Here is a 16,213-nt window from a genome sequence, read left to right on the forward strand (position 1 = left end):
TATCATACAAAAAGAATTGAACGAAATGATGATGACGGTGGCACGAGAGGGAAGTGAATAATCGCATGTCTTTGAACGAGGAAACTGTACCAGAAGAAAAACGCCTCCATATCCGTAAGCAAATGATCGAAGCCATGGCGGAAACGATGGACTTGTATGGCGCTACTCATTCTTCGGGTCAGCTATACGGTGTCATGTTCTTCGAGAATCGTCCGATGACGCTCGACGAGATGAAAACACAGATGAACATGAGCAAAAGCAACATGAGCTATGCGGTAAGATCCTTAATGGAATCCCGCATGGTCAAAAAACTCGAGGAAAAGCAGGAACGAAAAGAGCTGTATGCCGCGGAAACGGATTTTTTCACAGCGTTCCAAAACTTCTTCTCGTACAAGCTACAGCGTGAAGTCGATGTAATGACTGGTGCCATCGACCGAGCGCTGCCTGAATTAACCGAGCTGATTCTTCAGGAAAGTACCTCTGATGAAGAACGAAAGCTCGCTCTCCAAGATTTGCACAAGCTCAGACATGCCAAAAAGTATTACGAATGGTTGCAAAATTTTGTGTATGCCTTGGAACAAGGTGATTTTTTCGAAGAAGAGCCCGAATAGCAAAAAGCCACCTTTCCCGCCTAAGCTAGGGGAAAAGATGGCTTTTCTTTTTACTTTTTCTTCTCTTGACGCACCAAATACAAGAAGTATGGAACACCGATGACCGCAGTCACAATACCCGCGGGAATCTCGATCGGAGGATTCAGTCCCCTCCCCAATGCATCTGCGATTACGAGAATCAACGCTCCCAATACCGCCGCACCTGGCAACAGATAACGATGCTGATGACCGAACAGCTTTCTCGCCATATGCGGCGCAATTAATCCCACAAAGCCGATCGAGCCAATCGCCGCTACACATGCGCCTGCCAAGGCAACGGCGAGCAGCAAGAGCACATAGCGTGTCCGCACGACATTCAGTCCGAGCCCCGTGGAGCTTCCTTCATCCAGACTGATAATGTCCAGCTTTCGGTGCAGGGCAAGGCTAATGGGAATGAATACGAGCAGCCACGGCAGCAAAGCGTAAATCTCATCCCAGCCTTTCCCCCACAGGCTCCCCGCCAGCCAGACAAGAGAATCATTGGCTTGCATCGGATACTTCACCATGATGAACTCCGTCAACGCTTGGCAGATCGCCCCTACTCCCATGCCGACCAATGCAAACGTAGTGGGCTGTGCACCGCTTTTCCGAGCGAAATAGATAAGGGCAATCGCTACCGCCAGCGCTCCCAAAAACGCGACAATCGGGAGAAGAAGCGGTGTAGCCGTCGGAAACAGAATGATGACAACAACCGCGAACAAGCCAGCGCCTTTGGTTACACCTACGACATCTGGTGATGCCAGCGGATTACGGATCATTCCTTGCAAAATTACACCAGCGATCGCGAAGCCCGCTCCGGCAAGAATCGCGAGCAATGCCCGCGGCAATCGATAGTTTTCAATCATAAAAGTAAGCGACGAAGATTCGCCCATGATCACCCGGATGATTTGATCAGGGCCGATAAAGATTGGACCGACCCCCATGCTAAGCAATGCTGCCATGATGACTAAGGCACCGAGACCAATCAGGAGCAGGGTGTTTTTCCGCGAAGTCATACCATTTCCCTCCCCTTTTTTCTCGCCAAATACAGAAAGAACGGGGTGCCCAGGAGAGCCGTTACTATACCTACTGGAGACTCAAACGGATAGGAAATCAAGCGAGCCAGGACATCAGAATAAGTGACCAAGACAGCGCCACCAAGCGCAGACACCGGGATAACGACCCGATAGTCCGTTCCCACGAGCCTCCTTGCGATATGCGGAATCATCAGTCCGACGAATCCGACAGCTCCGGCGACCGCAACAGAGGCACCTGCCAAAATAACGACCACAACATAAGACAGTAGTCGGACGCGGGCGATTTTTTGTCCCAACCCCATCGCGACTTCCTCCCCCAGTCGAAATACAGACAAAGAACCGGACAGCCAGATCGCCAGCAGGAGTCCCGCAATAGACCATGGCAAAATCAATTGCACATCCGTCCAAGCCGCTCCGCTAATAGAGCCGGACAGCCAGTACAATACATTCGATATGTGTTCGTTAAAAATGATGATTCCCTTCGTAATGGAGGTGAGCAGCAGGTGAATGGCCATTCCTACCAAAGCGATCTTGAGATTGGTCATCCCGCGGGAAGCTGCAAATCCAAAGACAGTAAGACCCCCGAGAATCGCTCCAGCAAATGCAAAATAAATGAGATTGGCTTTCCCGATATCTGGTAAACACACAATCGCGAGTACGACCACCAGACAAGCCCCCGCATTCACACCAAATACTTGCGGGGATGCCAGTGGATTGCGAGTAACGGCTTGCATCACGGCTCCTGCCACAGCCAAATTCGCCCCGATGATGGCCCCCAGCACCGCTCTCGGAACTCGGATAGTCTGGAAAATCAAGAGCTCCTTGGAGTATTCACCCGATAGCCAATGTGTCACTAATGATCGAATCTGCAACGAAGCTACCCCGGTAAACAAGCTCAGCAACAAGCCAATGAACAAAAGGATAGCCAAGCCGATCGCAATGAGGACAAAGGTACCTTTTCGTTGTCGTGTCGTTGTTTTCTGCAATACAAGCCACCTCGATCAACTACCACGTGCAGGAACACGGAAAAGACCAGATCAGCGATCGGTCTTTCCATAATTTGCATCGTATGTGTTCTTATTTTTCCTTGCTATATAGGAGATTCACTGCCTCTTCTACAATGCGTTCTGCGGATTTCAGTCCGCGATAGCGTGTCCAGAGGTCACGATTTACTTTGTGTACTTCCTGATTTTTGACTGCGGTGATATTGTTCCAGAGCGGATTTTGCTTCCATTCGTTCAACAGTGCATCGTCTGCTTCTGCCAAGAAAATCACATCTGGGTCCCACTCAACCATTTGTTCCAGACTGATTTTTACCGTTGGTTCTGCCGCATCTTGAATCGCATTTTTGATTCCAATCATTTCGAGCAATTCGCCATCAAACGATTTCGCGCCATGTGCGGACAACGAATCTGCGCGGAATACACCTAGCATGACATTGCGGGAATCCCCAGCCGGCACCTTCTTCTTAAACTCTGCGATGATCTCCTTGTGCTTGATTAGGCGTTGTTCTGCTTCTTTTTGCTTGTTCAGCGCTTCCCCAATCGTTGCAAACGAGCTCAAGTTTTCCTGATAAGTCGAGTTGCGGCTTTTCAAAATGATCGTCGGTGCGATTTTTTGCAAATCCTTGTAAATGTCCTTGTGGCGATTCAAATCACCGATAATCAAATCCGGCTGCAACGAGCTGATGACTTCCAGACTCGGCTGCTGGCGTGTCCCAACAGAGGTATACTCGATTTTTTTGCCGACCAGTCCTTCTACGTCCTTATCCTTCTCCTGCGCGATTCCTACAGGCGTCACTCCCAGCTCCCATAGCCCGTCTACAAAGGAGTACTCCAACGCGACGACTCTTTTCGGGTCTCCGGTAATTTCCGTTTCGCCCAACTCGTGTTTCACGATGCGCTTTTGTGCGGTTTGCGTGCTATCTTGACCTGCTGCTGGCTGTTTTTGCTCTGCGCTGCCGCACCCAGTCAGTAATACCGTGCCTGCTAGTGCAAGCGTCCAAAGCATGTAGCCGAGACGTTTCATTCCGTTTGTTCGCTTCATCTTTTGTCCCTCACTTGATGTAATTGATAATGATTATTATTACCGATGAAATGCGTTTTTTATTGTAACAATCCGCTGCCGTAAATGAAACATTGTGCTAATTAAACCTTTTACCGCAATAAAGGTGATTAACGTCATTTTGTTCATGCCTCTCCATTACGCAAAAAAGCCGTTACGCCTGAACAATCGACGTAAACGGCTTTTCGCCACTATGCTATTTGTTGTTTTGCGTATGACTTACTTCAGACATGGGGCCGAGCTTCTCTAATGCCTCCTTGGCAAGCGCATAATTCCCCGCCATCGCCAACGACGTCTGATAAGCTGCCACAGCCTCATCCACTTGGCCCATTCCCTCGTAGCAAAGCCCTTTGTAATACCAGGCGTGAAAGCTTCCCGATCCCTTCAAGGTCAGATGACGAATGTTGCTCTCCCCTAGCTCCAAGCAGTGATCGAACGTCATCAATGCTCGCTTGTAGTCCTTTTTCAAATACTGAATGATCCCTTTGTACAAATGCAAATCGACGTAGTCAGGATATATCTCGATTGCCTTTTCAATCCCTGGCCACGCTCCCTCCGCACTGCCAATCGAGATTAACGTAGAGTATTTGAGCTTATAAAGAAGCGAGGGAGGCATCCTATGTTCTTCGAGAAACCCGATAATAGACAGATTTACGAACTTGAACGTTTTCTCATGCTCCTGGATACGGGAGAATTCACTGGCAAGATGGTACTCAATCCATGGAGAGTGGTCCTCTTTATCCAATTCCTTCATTAGCAGCTGAATATTGCGCTCGAATTTGTTCTTTCTGCCAGTAAATTCATTCATGTAACCGTAATGGTATATCCGTACAGGCAAGATTTGAATGTGGAGGTCTTTGGTCAGATGGGGAAGAGCCTCTTCTACGTTGAGCGTTTCATGAATGGGAAAATGGAAGCGAAAACCGATGCCATTGCGAAATAAACGTGAGTGAGCGATATGAAAAGCATCGTCTTCATTTATTTCATCTCCAATGTAATTTATTAGATGAATATAAAAAAGAGAATCCTCTTGATCGCGAAGCAGCTCTTTCAATTTCTTGCTGTCTTCCTTATTCATTTCCTCATCGGCATCCATCCACAATATCCAGTCGCCCGTTGCTTTTTCCAGTCCAAAGTTTCGCGCTTCTGCGAAGTTATCCTGCCACTCATACGAATGCACAACCGCTCCAAATGACTTGCATATCTCTACCGTCTTGTCGGTACTCCCCGTGTCTACGATCATCATTTCATCCACAAGATCTTTTACACTTTCCAAGCACCTGTGAAGACACTCTTCCTCGTTTTTTACAATCATACATAAGGAAATTTTCGGTGCCTCAGACATGCTGCTCATCTCCTTTTACACACATAACTGAGGTCGTAGTATATCCCCCTTTACTATATGAGCAGACTGCTCCTTTCAGAATAGCGCCATTTCCTTGGTTTTCGAACCTTTTGTTGGAACAGCGCATAGGTAGTGGTAGGCAAATATCACATAGAAAGCAGGGACCGTATCCATGCATGATTCATGTCCTTTGTGCAACAGTTCTCAGGTTGCGCTTTTCCACCAGTACGCTACCTTTTCGCTCCTTACGTGCAAAGATTGTGATCTCATTTTTCAACCTCACCTCGATCAAGTCAACGTGACACAGCTGGTTGCAGACATTTATGATGCGAGTTGGGTTTCAATTCGGGATCAATACGCCAAAAATACATTTACGGAGCATGCGATCTTCCATACATTACTGCTCGATATGTGGTTTTCGGAAAAAGGAAAGCTGCTCGAAATTGGTCCAGGAACAGGAGAGTTGTTATTCCTTGCTCGTGAGGCTGGGTGGGAGGTTATTGGGGTAGAGCCTTCACACCAATCATGCGCATACGCCCAAGACCAGTATGGATTACAACTAGTTCATTCGTTATGGAACTCCTCCGTGCTCGCCCCAGAACACATCGGTACTTTTGATGCCATCGTTTTTTGTCACGTCTTTGAGCATATTTCGCACCCGAAGCAATACCTTGAAGAATTGAAGGGGTTTCTTAAACCAGGAGGAAAAATCATTTTTAGCGTGCCGAACAAAAACTCGTTCACCAATAAACTGTTTGGGGTATATTCTCCGCTGTATACCGAGAATGACCACCTCTTTCATTACTCCCGCGACAATCTGATCTCACTGCTTCATCAAGGTGGCTGGGAGGTTCTCTCCATCTTTTCTCGAGAAGAAACGAACCGCTTGGAAAACCATCTGCGCCAAACCACTCAAACACCTTTACTGGTCAAGGACATCATGAAGCTAGCCGTGAACCTCCAGTCGACCTTCCAAGGCCATGAAATCTTCTGCATTGCAACACGACAAGCGCAGGAGGTGCAGCACATAGATGACCAGAGCCAAGCTGACTCTTTCCATGATTGTGAAAAATGAAGGCAATCGCTATTTGAGACGAGCGTTGGAAGCATATAAAGACTTTATTGACGCAGCAGTCATCATCGACGATGGCAGTATCGATCATACCGTGGATCTCTGTAGAGAGGTTCTCAAGGGCATTCCTCTTCATCTAGTTCAAAACGCTACCTCTCAGTTTTCCAACGAGGTCACCTTGCGCAAACAACAATGGCAAGAAACGATACAGACTGATCCGGGATGGATTTTGAATCTGGACGCCGATGAAATCATGGATAGCTCCTTCCCCTCGAATGTTTCTGAGATTTTGGAACAACAGACATACGAGGCGGTCTACTTTCGTTTGTACGATATGTGGAGCGAGACGCATTATCGCGAAGATGTGTATTGGAATGCCCATCATTACTACCGTCCTTTTATGATCAAGTACCGCCCTGACTTTCCTTATATATGGAAGGAAACCCCTCAGCATTGCGGCAGATTCCCGCTCTCGATCAACCAGTTCCCTTACCTGTGCCATCCATCACGCGTGAAGCATTTCGGCTGGGCTCGGCCAGAAGACAGGCAGAGCAAATACAACCGATATCAGCTCCTCGACCCCGACGCCAGATATGGCTGGAAGGAACAATATGAATCGATCTTGGATCAACATCCCAATCTGATGGAATGGGTGGAATGAAGATGATTATTCGTGATATCGAAAAGGCCTTACAGCAATCCAATTGCAATCACTGGCGATACAGCTCTCTCACGTTGAGCAAACAAGCCCTCGTACATGTATGCCGTCATATCCAAAAAGAAAATGAGGAGTGTCAGGTGCTTCAGTTGGGTGGAGGTGACTCTGCTCTGTTTTGGAAATCGCTTGGTGAGCTTGAGCTACTCCCAGTTCAAGCAACCATTGTGGAGCATCATCCGATTCGTGCAAAGAAAATCAAGGAGAGTCTGGGGGATGAATCGCATGTCGCCCTCGTGACCAGCTCTTTGAAGCAACTATCCGAAGAAGAATGGAACCAGATCTTCGACAATCCAGCAGAGAGCAGGAGCTTATGGCCTGCCATCGGACAGCATGTTCCCGAGAATCAATTTGATCATTTTTCCATTCAAAATACATTTTACGCGGATTTGGATCAACTATCGCTTTCCGTTCAATCAGTAGATGTCATGGTTGTGGACGGTCCGCATGGCAACGGCCGCTCTCTTGCCTATCCACTATTTGTTGACACTCTCAAACCAGATGCGCTTATTCTCATAGATGATTTTGATCACTATCCCTTTCTAGCCCATCTCGGAAAAATCTATCATTACGAGGAACTTTTTCGAGAGATTGCTGGAAATCGTCGCTGGGTATTGGTAAGGCTCCAGGGCACCAAAAATTAATGGGCGGCTACCCATTCAGACAAACACCTCCATAGGCACCTGTGCATATCCTACTCTCGAGAAAGTTTAAAAGAGTGGATACATACGCAGTTATGTAACAGGATACAAGAAACGTTTGATTAATAAATTCATGAGGTGATGATCATGTCCCAAGCATCGATCCCTAATATTACGCCTGTTATCTCCATTACGCTTGGCCAAACCACTTCGCTCTTGCTTGCATCCATCGCTTTAGAGGAACTGGCTTTGGCTCACATTCTGAACGCCGAGGCTGAAAAACTCCAATTTGTTTTAGGTACCCTTGCTCCAGGGCTCGAACCAGCCCCTACACTCTCCGACATCCTGCTCGTCAATTCAAGTGTTCGTCAAACGATACAGGATGTCATCAAAAAAGAAATACTTCTCCAATTCAAGCTGGAGAACATCATTGATAATCTGATTACTCCTAGCTAATCAGCTTGTTTCATTACATAGAATCATGATATCGGTTTCCCACACATGGTCCAGGTCGCACACCTCGGACCATTCGCTGTTCCCCCGTTCACACATGCACCTCGGTAGGCTCACCTGCATACCTTAATTTCGACAATGACAAAAAAAGGGTACGTCGGCTAATCAACTGAATCCATGAGGTGATGATTATGTCCCAAGCATCCATTCCAAATATTACACCGGCTATATCCATTACGATCGATCAAACCGTTGCCCTCTTGCTAGCTTCTATCGCTTTAGAAGAACTGGCTTTGACTCATATTTTGAACGCAGAGGCTGAAAAACTCGAATATACGATAGGTACTCTTGGGGGCGGCTTAGCGCTCACACCCGCACCTTCCCTCTCTGACCTCCTCCTCGTCAATGACAGTGTCCGCCAAACCATACAGGATGCCATCAAAAAAGAAATGCTTCTGCAATTCAAATTGGAAAATATCGTGGATAATCTTCTTCCACAGATTCCTTCGCCTTAATAGGCCTCCTTCGTACGGAAACTATCACCATATACCACTGGTCCGGGTCTATCGATCCGGGCTTTTCCTTTTCCCCGCTTCCTTACGCATGTGTACAAATAAACAGTTCAGTGGGACACACACCTATGCATACACTTACCGTAGTTAAAACAAAGGGGGGAATAGCTAGCGCTCACGGTTTAGAAGTAAGCGATAGACTTAACTGAGTAAAATAGTTATCCATTCCTTCAAAGAGGTGATCTCATGTCTCAACCTACCATCCCTAACATTACCCCAACGATTTCCGTTACGATTGAGCAATCGGTATCTTTACTGCTGACTTCCATTGCTCTGGAAGAATTGGCTTTGGTGCATATTATGAATGCAGAGGCAGAAAACCTCCAGTTTGTGGTAGGTACATTGGGGGTTACGCCTGAGGTCGTCCCCACCATCTCTGACATTCTTGCCGTTAACAACAGTGTTCGCAGAACGCTGCAAGATGTCATCAAAAAAGAGATGCTCTTGCATTTCAAGCTAGAAAATGTGTTTAGCATTATCCCGAGCACCTCTACTTCCTTATCGAATGAATACGATTAAGTTGTCATATTAAGATCGCGGTTACATAACATGTACTGCGAGGAAGTTTCCATTTATTCACTATCAATTACGCGATCCTATGACGATCCTATCGTTTTTAGTACGTTGTAAGAAACTTGTCTGAAGGCGTTCTGTGCAAATAATGGGAAGCAGATCGCCTTCTATCTCGGGCAAGTCTTATTTTGTATACAAAATCATACAAACAAAGGATGTAGATAACGATGTCAATGCCCACGGTCCCCAATATAACACCGGAAATCATATTGAAACGCAACGAAGTATTAAATCTGCTTCTCACCTCCATTGCGCTGGAGGAAATCGGACTTTCTCACATTATTAATGCAGAGGGGCAAAAGATCCAAAAAATCGTGAAGGAGCAATCCCTCTCGCTCAATGATGCGCTTGCCCTAAACAATAGTGTTGAACGAATGCTGCGCAATGTCATCAAGACAGAGATGCTCTTGCAATTCAAGCTGGAGGACATTATTAAGCTGGAGCAGAGGCATGATCATCATCACGATGACTTACCTGACATACCCGACCTTCCTTGCTTCAAAGAATAACCCTCACTACTCACACTGCTTTTCATGAGATCCTAATTTTATTGAAGAGGGATGATGATGACCTTACAAGATAAAGTTCCATCATATGATGTGCCTACGCGAGAAGAAGCTTTGAGTCATTTGCTGCAATCGATTGCCCTAGAGGAAGAAGCCTTGTCCAGATTGCTAAATGCTGAGGCTGACAAAGCCCTTGCTTTCGTTGGCAAAAATCTGGACTTCCCCAACAGCCCCTCCAATGATGAGATCATCACCTTTAATCGTACAGTCATTTCGATTCTGGATTCGGTGCTGATGACTGAGTGGCTTTTGTTAAAAAAGCTGGATGCAGCCATTCACATGTACCCTGTGGCGCTTAAATCAAATTTTGAGCTGGAAGAATCCAATTTCGGGGATGAATTGGATGACATCACCATCGACTATTAACGATTGTTCATTTCAGGAATTCGAGGTCAATTGCCATGAAGAACAGAGGTATCGATGACCAAACCGTTCTAAAGCTGACCTATTCCATCGTCCAATTGGTCAAAGGATTGGAAGCCCGCTTTCATCATGCCAAAGATTACGAGCTTATGCTGTTTGGCTACCAAATATCAACGATGATCAATCTGCTCGTCAGACTGCATACTCAACTACATAATAAGCAGATTGCTCACAGCTTCCTTTTTGAATCGCGTAACCCTCTCCATCCCACAAGCGAAACATACACACATGTCCTTGCTTCGATTGCCCAGTTATCGGAATTGGTAAAGACATGGAGGTTCCCACATAAACAAATCGCAACATTCATTGAAGATCATTTGCGGCAATTACAAGCTTTTTACTTGATAGAAGACTATTCCCATCATCAAGCAAAGTCTATGGAACCGGGAGAGGCTTCCCCCTGCGAAGAGCCGATGCAATTAGAGCTGGGTGAGCAAACGAAAGCCGCTGACGTTCCACCTATGCCTTCCCCAACCCCTCCATTGCTCGCAAACAACGCACGCATTGATACAGCCAACAACCAGAAATCACTACGTCAAAAGCCCCCATTATTAGCACAAGCTGCGTCCATCCCTACTCCCGATAAAAACAGAAACAAATCCGTGCGTTCCAAGCCTGTAGCGAACGTGGAAAAAGTACGTGGCAAGAAAAAAATGCTCGCGAAGCGAGTGTCTGCACCTGCACGGCCTCCCTATGTACCGAACTCCGTAAAGGTACGTATCGGCAATGTCACCAAGGTCATCCACATATGAACCTGAATCTAATGAAGGAGTAAGGGATATGGATCGTTTGGAATTGATCGAAGTGGCCGGCAATAGTTATGTGGTCTCCGGTAAATACGGGATCGGGGTCTATTTGGATAGGTCCAGCAAAACCGCTGTTTGCATTGATAGCGGCCCAAATGCCGCTGTCATCGAGAAAGTATGCACGAGAATCAGTGATCGAGGGTATCAAATCCTTGCTGTTGTTCATACACATGGTCACGCTGTTAACCACGGTGGCAATCTCTATTTGAAAAAGAGGTTCCCCAACCTTCGCATCTATGCGACACATTTGGCATCCTTTCTCATTGAAAATCCGCATCTTGAGCCTTTGGTTTTCGAGGCAGGTGGAGAGTCTGATACGAAGCCTGATCAAAACAAAGAGAATGCAGATGCACTTGTAACGGATTATCTTCCATCCGCCGATGGTATTTTTCACGTCCATACCATCCCATTCAAAATCGTCTCCTTACCTGGACATTCGCCGGGAATGGTCGGCTTTGTTACCCCTGATCATGTCCTTTACTGCGGAGATGCCTTGTTTGGTCCCAAAACATTGAACAAGCAGGATCTACTTTTTTTTAACGATCTGAGGGCTGCCAGAAAAAGCTTCAAGAAGCTCTCGATGATGAAATTGAACGCTTATGTGCTTTACCACGGTGGAGCCTTTAAGACAGTAACCAGTTTAATTAACAAGCATCTCACCCTTATGAAAGACACCTCTGCTTTTCTTGAAGCATTGATTCATGAGCAGCCAAGCACTCTCGAACAATTAGTCCAACAAGTCATGAAAAAGTATAAGTTTGAAGATGACTTGCACCGCTACGGTTTGACTACTTCGATCATCCGCTCTTATGTAAAAGAGCTACTGCAAGAGAAACGAATTGTCGCAAAAGTGGACAATGGTCTACTGCTATTCAGTAAATCTGCGGCAACCATTTGAACAAAGGGTATATATGGGGGTGTACCATGGATAAAAAACGTATTTTGATCGGTAGTCCCATTCAACAATTCCCGATCATTCTGGAGGAATTCCTTCAATCCCTCACGGAGCTGACTACCAAAAACGAACTGGTTCATTACATGTTCATTGACGATAACAAAGACCCACTATCCCGTACACACTTGGCTGAGTTCGAGAAGGCGAACAAACGAACAGTCATCCTCAAAAACACAGACGATGACACGTATGTCCGAAATGAAATGACCCATTATTGGACGGAACGAAATATTTGGAAAGTAGCGCAAATGAAAGATACGATTATCTCCTATGCGCTCAAGGAAGGTTTCGATTACTTGTTTTTGATCGATTCCGATCTCGTTTTACATCCTCACACCCTGCAACAATTGCTTCAAGCCAATAAAGATATTATCTCCAACATTTACTGGACGCGTTGGCAGCCTGATTCGATTGAGCTTCCTCAAGTTTGGCTGATGGATCAATACACGCTGACACGCGAAGGCGCGTCCGAATCAGCGGAGAACCAAAACTTTTTAGAGATGCTGCGCAAACCGGGTGTGTATGAGGTAGGAGGCCTCGGTGCATGCACGTTAATCCATCGAAAGGTCTTGGAGGCAGGCGTCAGCTTTAAACGAATAGCTAACTTGTCGTTCTGGGGAGAAGATCGGCATTTTTGCGTTCGGGCTGTAGCTATGGGCTTTTCTTTGCATGTGGATACGCACCTTCCTGGGTACCACATCTACCGTCAGTCGGATCTGGCAGGAGTGAACCAGTATCGCAAAAAAAATGGCATGACTGCGGGGAAAGCGAATCAAATTTCAATCAGTTTATGCATGATCGTCAAAAATGAAGAAGACGCTCTGGAGCGTTGCCTCTCCACCGTTGCAGACCTCGTCGATGAAATCATTATCGTCGACACGGGTTCAACAGACCGGACGAAAGAAATTGCGTCCAACTATGGCTGCACCCTTTATGATTTTGAGTGGATTGATGATTTTTCAGCTGCACGAAACTACGCGTTCAGCAAGGCAACATGCCCCTATATTTTGTGGCTGGATGCAGACGATATCCTTCTGGAGAAAGACCGTCAGCTCTTCCGCGAGTTGAAGCTTGCGTTGAATTACAGCATCGATAGTGTCACGATGAACTACAACCTTTCTGTGGACAGCAATGGGAATGTGTCATACAGTATTCGCCGCAATCGCCTCGTAAAACGCGACCGTCGTTTTCGCTGGATCGGACCCGTCCATGAGTATTTGGAAGTGAGCGGAAACGTCATCAACAGTGATATATCCATCACGCATAACAAGCAGAAGGAATACACGGACCGCAATCTGCAAATCTATCGACGCCGGGATGCCAAAGGGGAAGACTTCTCTCCACGGGACTTGTACTATTATGCGAATGAATTGCGCGACAATCAGTATCATGAAGAGGCCATTACTTTTTACACGAAGTTCCTGAACACCCAACAAGGCTGGGTAGAAGACAACATTAACGCTTGCTTGAAGTTGGCGAATTGCTATTCTCATCTATACGAGAGACAAAATGTTTTGTCATCGCTATATCGTACGTTCAGCTACGATCGTCCACGGGCGGAAGCGTGCTGCCAGATCGGAGCCTTTCACGTCGAAGATAAAAATTGGCTGGTCGCCATTTTTTGGTATGATCTCGCCACAAAAGTGGAGCGACCTGCTGAAAAGCTCGCACACATCGACCACGTTTCCTGGACGTGGCTACCTCATCTTCAACTCTGCTTATGCTATTCTCAAATGGGTGACAACGAGAAATCACGTCACCACAATGATATTGCCTACTCATACAACCCAACCCACCACAGCATCCTCTACAACAAAAGGTATTTTGAGTCTCTGACCTGACTTCCCTCGTGATCATGAAAAAGTTACCCACCCTGTGGGTGAATGTATACATGCCAGAAGCAATGGTGGTCTATTTTTTGATGAGCACGGCGCTTACGAAAAAAGCTGACTGCACTCTCACATGCAGTCAGCTTTTTCTCGTCCATTACACCTTTTTCACAAATTCCGATTTCAATTTCATCGCGCCAAAACCATCGATTTTACAATCAATATCATGGTCCCCATCAATCAGGCGAATGTTTTTTACTTTTGTTCCTATTTTTACAACTAATGAAGTTCCTTTTACCTTGAGGTCTTTAATGACCGTTACTGTGTCGCCGTCGTTAAGGACATTTCCATTTGCATCTTTGATGACTTTATTATCTTCACCATTATCGTTGCCTGCTTGGAGCGTCCACTCATGGCTGCATTCCGGGCAAATCAAGGAGCTTCCATCTTCGTACGTGTATTCCGAATTACATTTTGGGCAATTTGGCAATTGACTCATCTTTGATATAACCTCCATTCGATACTGTCCATTCTATCATAACTAGCCTGAAAACCTGGCCACCTACCCAGTAAGCCCTTCGTCCCGTGCTTTTTTAACGGCCTCTTCGCGATTCTTTACACCCAGTTTTGCATAAATCACTGTGGTGCAATTGCGTACCGTTCCTTCCGAAAGAAAGATTTTCTCCGCGATTGTTTTCATACGAAGCCCCTCTACTAACGAGGCCAGTATGCCTCTTTCCCGTTCCGTCAACCCGTAGGGACACTCGCGTCCTTGCTTTTTGCGAAGTCCATTCAGCTCTTCTTGCTGCAAGCGCATTTCTTTGAAAAGGACATCAGCAATCTTATGGTTAATCAACGCTTCACCCTGATGAACAACTCGTATCGCCTCTACGAGCTCGACCGGACTAACTGATTTTAACAAGTAGCCATTCGCGCCTCTCCCTAGCGTTTCAGTCGCAAGGGCTGTTTCTTCGAAGGTCGTCAGCATAATGACACGCATACCCGGCCACCGCTCACGTATCGCTTGTAGAGTCTTCGCCCCGTCCATGACAGGCATTTGAACGTCCAAAAGTACGACGTCGGGCTTTTCTTTTGGAATGATGTCGAGTGCCTCCAAGCCGTTCTCTGCGACCCCGACCACCTGCAAATCTTGCTGATTATGTAACACGAGTTGCAAGCTTTCCCTCACAAAGGACTGATCATCGACGATCAGGATGCGTATGCCTGCACTTGGTACAGCCTGCATAGCTGGTAGACAACAAATGACCGTCACGCCTCCTTCGTTCATACAATGGATCGATAATCCTCCCTGAAGTGCTTCAAGCCTTTCCTTCATCGATTGCAAACCAAATCCGAATTCGATCGTCCCATTTCCTTCCCCATTATCTTCGACCTGCAACCGGATCTGGGCTTGTTCAAAGTAAAGCCCCACTTGAATTTGTGATGCTTTTCCGTGGCGCACAGCATTGGTCAATGTTTCTTGCAAGCAGCGGTACAAAGTCAGCTTTACGGAACGGCTCAACGCATACTCAGTACCGTACATACGCAGCTTGACGGACACCCCTGTAGCCACCTGAAATTGCCCGATCAATTCAACGAAGGCGGACTCCATCGTCGTAGCAGATTCATAGCCATTATGAGCCCACTTGTGGAAAATCCCTCTGGACTCATCCAAGCCTTGTCGGGCCATCTGCAAAAGCATGTCCAGCCGACTAGCCTCCGCATCTGGTATTTTAGACCGAAGCATCTCCATACCCATAATAAGCGATGTCATCGTGTGTCCGATCGTGTCATGCAGCTCTCTGGACATTTTGTTCCGTTCTTCCAGCAGCGTAATTTCCTCCACCTGAGAAGCGTATTGCTCCAATATGTGGTTCTGGTGTTGAATAATCAGGCCTTGCTTGTGCATACGGCTAAGCAATTGAAAAGCAAAACCAAGCGCATATGCCGCGAAATGGTACACAATTAGATCGCTTACGACTATAGGCTCGAAATCAAACCCAATTGCCTCGCCCACAAGAAGCGGGATCGCCAATATCGCTAATGGTCCCGTCCAGCGATAAGATCGTTCCACACTGTGATATCCGATGAGAAAAGCGATGGGGACAAATTGCCATCTTACTCCTTCAAAATAGAAGTTCAAGGCAATGCACAAGCTTCCACTCAAAATAATCTCAGCGAACAAATATAGGTTACGCGAGTATCGACGCAAACAACTGGGGACGACAAGCGCCAAGAACGAAACGATCAATGCAATCACGAGTGGATAAGGCAATTGATCTTGATAGCGGACAAGGCCGAGAATAATCGTCACCCCCCACATAAAGTGGATCGTGAAGATCATCCAGTCGACCCATAACCATCGTTTAACAAATGCAAGCAATTGGCACACCTCATCTACACCCAAACTTTTCCCCATTATATTATCAGATGACGACCATCTACTATCACGATAAACAATGACATTCTGTTACTTCTCTCCGTGATACTCATCGACCTATACTCATCCCTATCGCTGGCTTACAACAACTGA

The 16,213-nt window shown here is 46.5% G+C and carries 18 protein-coding genes; 12 read left to right on the forward strand and 6 right to left on the reverse strand.

Annotated features, from left to right (window positions below):
• Nucleotides 1-65: 65 nt before the first annotated feature.
• Nucleotides 66-611: a GbsR/MarR family transcriptional regulator gene (locus tag C7R93_RS08935; protein ID WP_106838497.1), complete on the forward strand. Its 546-nt coding sequence runs from the start codon at nucleotides 66-68 to the stop codon at nucleotides 609-611.
• A gap of 50 nt (nucleotides 612-661) precedes the next feature.
• On the opposite strand, the gene C7R93_RS08940 is transcribed toward C7R93_RS08935, so the two are convergent.
• From C7R93_RS08940 to C7R93_RS08955, 4 genes are all read right to left on the reverse strand, one after another.
• Nucleotides 662-1,645, reverse strand: a complete 984-nt coding sequence (locus C7R93_RS08940; protein ID WP_106838498.1) for a FecCD family ABC transporter permease — start codon at nucleotides 1,643-1,645, stop codon at nucleotides 662-664.
• On the reverse strand, nucleotides 1,642-2,652 hold the full coding sequence (locus tag C7R93_RS08945) for a FecCD family ABC transporter permease (RefSeq protein WP_106838499.1): 1,011 nt from the start codon (nucleotides 2,650-2,652) through the stop codon (nucleotides 1,642-1,644). Before C7R93_RS08945 ends, C7R93_RS08940 begins: the two co-directional genes overlap by 4 nt.
• A 91-nt stretch (nucleotides 2,653-2,743) precedes the next feature.
• The gene (locus tag C7R93_RS08950; protein ID WP_106838500.1) at nucleotides 2,744-3,712 is read right to left on the reverse strand and encodes an ABC transporter substrate-binding protein; all 969 of its coding nucleotides are present in this window, start codon (nucleotides 3,710-3,712) and stop codon (nucleotides 2,744-2,746) included.
• A 214-nt stretch (nucleotides 3,713-3,926) separates the two neighbouring features.
• Nucleotides 3,927-5,075 (reverse strand): glycosyltransferase, encoded by a 1,149-nt coding sequence (locus C7R93_RS08955; protein ID WP_106838501.1) that lies wholly within the window; start codon nucleotides 5,073-5,075, stop codon nucleotides 3,927-3,929.
• A 172-nt stretch (nucleotides 5,076-5,247) separates the two neighbouring features.
• Here C7R93_RS08955 and C7R93_RS08960 point away from each other — a divergent pair, with 172 nt between their 5' ends.
• The 11 genes from C7R93_RS08960 to C7R93_RS09010 all read left to right on the forward strand — a co-directional run bounded on the left by C7R93_RS08960 (nucleotide 5,248) and on the right by C7R93_RS09010 (nucleotide 13,692).
• Nucleotides 5,248-6,150: a class I SAM-dependent methyltransferase gene (locus tag C7R93_RS08960; protein ID WP_106838502.1), complete on the forward strand. Its 903-nt coding sequence runs from the start codon at nucleotides 5,248-5,250 to the stop codon at nucleotides 6,148-6,150.
• Nucleotides 6,107-6,808: a glycosyltransferase family 2 protein gene (locus C7R93_RS08965; protein ID WP_106838503.1), complete on the forward strand. Its 702-nt coding sequence runs from the start codon at nucleotides 6,107-6,109 to the stop codon at nucleotides 6,806-6,808. Before C7R93_RS08960 ends, C7R93_RS08965 begins: the two co-directional genes overlap by 44 nt.
• Nucleotides 6,809-6,810: 2 nt before the next feature.
• Nucleotides 6,811-7,506: a class I SAM-dependent methyltransferase gene (locus tag C7R93_RS08970; protein WP_106838504.1), complete on the forward strand. Its 696-nt coding sequence runs from the start codon at nucleotides 6,811-6,813 to the stop codon at nucleotides 7,504-7,506.
• Between the two features lie 144 nt (nucleotides 7,507-7,650).
• The gene (locus tag C7R93_RS08975; RefSeq protein WP_106838505.1) at nucleotides 7,651-7,959 is read left to right on the forward strand and encodes an alpha-helical endospore appendage domain-containing protein; all 309 of its coding nucleotides are present in this window, start codon (nucleotides 7,651-7,653) and stop codon (nucleotides 7,957-7,959) included.
• Nucleotides 7,960-8,147: 188 nt separating this feature from the next.
• Complete coding sequence (locus C7R93_RS08980) at nucleotides 8,148-8,471, forward strand: alpha-helical endospore appendage domain-containing protein (RefSeq protein WP_106838506.1); 324 nt, start codon at nucleotides 8,148-8,150, stop codon at nucleotides 8,469-8,471.
• 243 nt (nucleotides 8,472-8,714) lie between these two features.
• Nucleotides 8,715-9,047: an alpha-helical endospore appendage domain-containing protein gene (locus C7R93_RS08985; protein WP_106838507.1), complete on the forward strand. Its 333-nt coding sequence runs from the start codon at nucleotides 8,715-8,717 to the stop codon at nucleotides 9,045-9,047.
• A gap of 221 nt (nucleotides 9,048-9,268) precedes the next feature.
• Nucleotides 9,269-9,610 (forward strand): alpha-helical endospore appendage domain-containing protein, encoded by a 342-nt coding sequence (locus C7R93_RS08990; RefSeq protein WP_106838508.1) that lies wholly within the window; start codon nucleotides 9,269-9,271, stop codon nucleotides 9,608-9,610.
• A 57-nt stretch (nucleotides 9,611-9,667) separates the two neighbouring features.
• Nucleotides 9,668-10,033, forward strand: coding sequence for an alpha-helical endospore appendage domain-containing protein (locus C7R93_RS08995; RefSeq protein ID WP_106838509.1), 366 nt, complete (start codon nucleotides 9,668-9,670; stop codon nucleotides 10,031-10,033).
• Between the two features lie 35 nt (nucleotides 10,034-10,068).
• On the forward strand, nucleotides 10,069-10,842 hold the full coding sequence (locus tag C7R93_RS09000) for a hypothetical protein (RefSeq protein ID WP_106838510.1): 774 nt from the start codon (nucleotides 10,069-10,071) through the stop codon (nucleotides 10,840-10,842).
• Between the two features lie 28 nt (nucleotides 10,843-10,870).
• Nucleotides 10,871-11,794, forward strand: coding sequence for an MBL fold metallo-hydrolase (locus tag C7R93_RS09005; RefSeq protein ID WP_106838511.1), 924 nt, complete (start codon nucleotides 10,871-10,873; stop codon nucleotides 11,792-11,794).
• 26 nt (nucleotides 11,795-11,820) lie between these two features.
• Entirely contained in the window at nucleotides 11,821-13,692 is a 1,872-nt protein-coding gene (locus C7R93_RS09010; protein WP_106838512.1) for a glycosyltransferase, read from the forward strand.
• Between the two features lie 145 nt (nucleotides 13,693-13,837).
• Here C7R93_RS09010 and C7R93_RS09015 read toward each other — a convergent pair whose 3' ends face one another.
• Both C7R93_RS09015 and C7R93_RS09020 read right to left on the reverse strand, forming a co-directional pair.
• Nucleotides 13,838-14,179, reverse strand: coding sequence for a zinc ribbon domain-containing protein YjdM (locus C7R93_RS09015; RefSeq protein WP_106838513.1), 342 nt, complete (start codon nucleotides 14,177-14,179; stop codon nucleotides 13,838-13,840).
• 63 nt (nucleotides 14,180-14,242) lie between these two features.
• On the reverse strand, nucleotides 14,243-16,087 hold the full coding sequence (locus tag C7R93_RS09020) for a hybrid sensor histidine kinase/response regulator transcription factor (RefSeq protein ID WP_106838514.1): 1,845 nt from the start codon (nucleotides 16,085-16,087) through the stop codon (nucleotides 14,243-14,245).
• Nucleotides 16,088-16,213 lie beyond the last annotated feature (126 nt).

Source organism: Brevibacillus fortis, from assembly GCF_003013395.1.
In the GTDB taxonomy this organism is placed as follows: Bacteria; Bacillota; Bacilli; order Brevibacillales; family Brevibacillaceae; genus Brevibacillus; species Brevibacillus fortis.

Bases quoted from the DNA above. Each gene is read 5' to 3' on its own strand.
- C7R93_RS09000 (WP_106838510.1), top strand. From the start codon at position 10,069: ATGAAGAACAGAGGTATCGATGACCAAACCGTTCTAAAGCTGACCTAT.
- C7R93_RS08960 (WP_106838502.1), top strand. From the start codon at position 5,248: ATGCATGATTCATGTCCTTTGTGCAACAGTTCTCAGGTTGCGCTTTTC.
- C7R93_RS09015 (WP_106838513.1), bottom strand. From the start codon at position 14,179: ATGAGTCAATTGCCAAATTGCCCAAAATGTAATTCGGAATACACGTAC.
- C7R93_RS09010 (WP_106838512.1), top strand. From the start codon at position 11,821: ATGGATAAAAAACGTATTTTGATCGGTAGTCCCATTCAACAATTCCCG.
- C7R93_RS08990 (WP_106838508.1), top strand. From the start codon at position 9,269: ATGTCAATGCCCACGGTCCCCAATATAACACCGGAAATCATATTGAAA.
- C7R93_RS08985 (WP_106838507.1), top strand. From the start codon at position 8,715: ATGTCTCAACCTACCATCCCTAACATTACCCCAACGATTTCCGTTACG.
- C7R93_RS08980 (WP_106838506.1), top strand. From the start codon at position 8,148: ATGTCCCAAGCATCCATTCCAAATATTACACCGGCTATATCCATTACG.
- C7R93_RS09005 (WP_106838511.1), top strand. From the start codon at position 10,871: ATGGATCGTTTGGAATTGATCGAAGTGGCCGGCAATAGTTATGTGGTC.
- C7R93_RS08950 (WP_106838500.1), bottom strand. From the start codon at position 3,712: ATGAAGCGAACAAACGGAATGAAACGTCTCGGCTACATGCTTTGGACG.
- C7R93_RS08935 (WP_106838497.1), top strand. From the start codon at position 66: ATGTCTTTGAACGAGGAAACTGTACCAGAAGAAAAACGCCTCCATATC.
- C7R93_RS08955 (WP_106838501.1), bottom strand. From the start codon at position 5,075: ATGTCTGAGGCACCGAAAATTTCCTTATGTATGATTGTAAAAAACGAG.
- C7R93_RS08965 (WP_106838503.1), top strand. From the start codon at position 6,107: ATGACCAGAGCCAAGCTGACTCTTTCCATGATTGTGAAAAATGAAGGC.
- C7R93_RS08970 (WP_106838504.1), top strand. From the start codon at position 6,811: ATGATTATTCGTGATATCGAAAAGGCCTTACAGCAATCCAATTGCAAT.
- C7R93_RS08995 (WP_106838509.1), top strand. From the start codon at position 9,668: ATGACCTTACAAGATAAAGTTCCATCATATGATGTGCCTACGCGAGAA.
- C7R93_RS08940 (WP_106838498.1), bottom strand. From the start codon at position 1,645: ATGACTTCGCGGAAAAACACCCTGCTCCTGATTGGTCTCGGTGCCTTA.
- C7R93_RS08975 (WP_106838505.1), top strand. From the start codon at position 7,651: ATGTCCCAAGCATCGATCCCTAATATTACGCCTGTTATCTCCATTACG.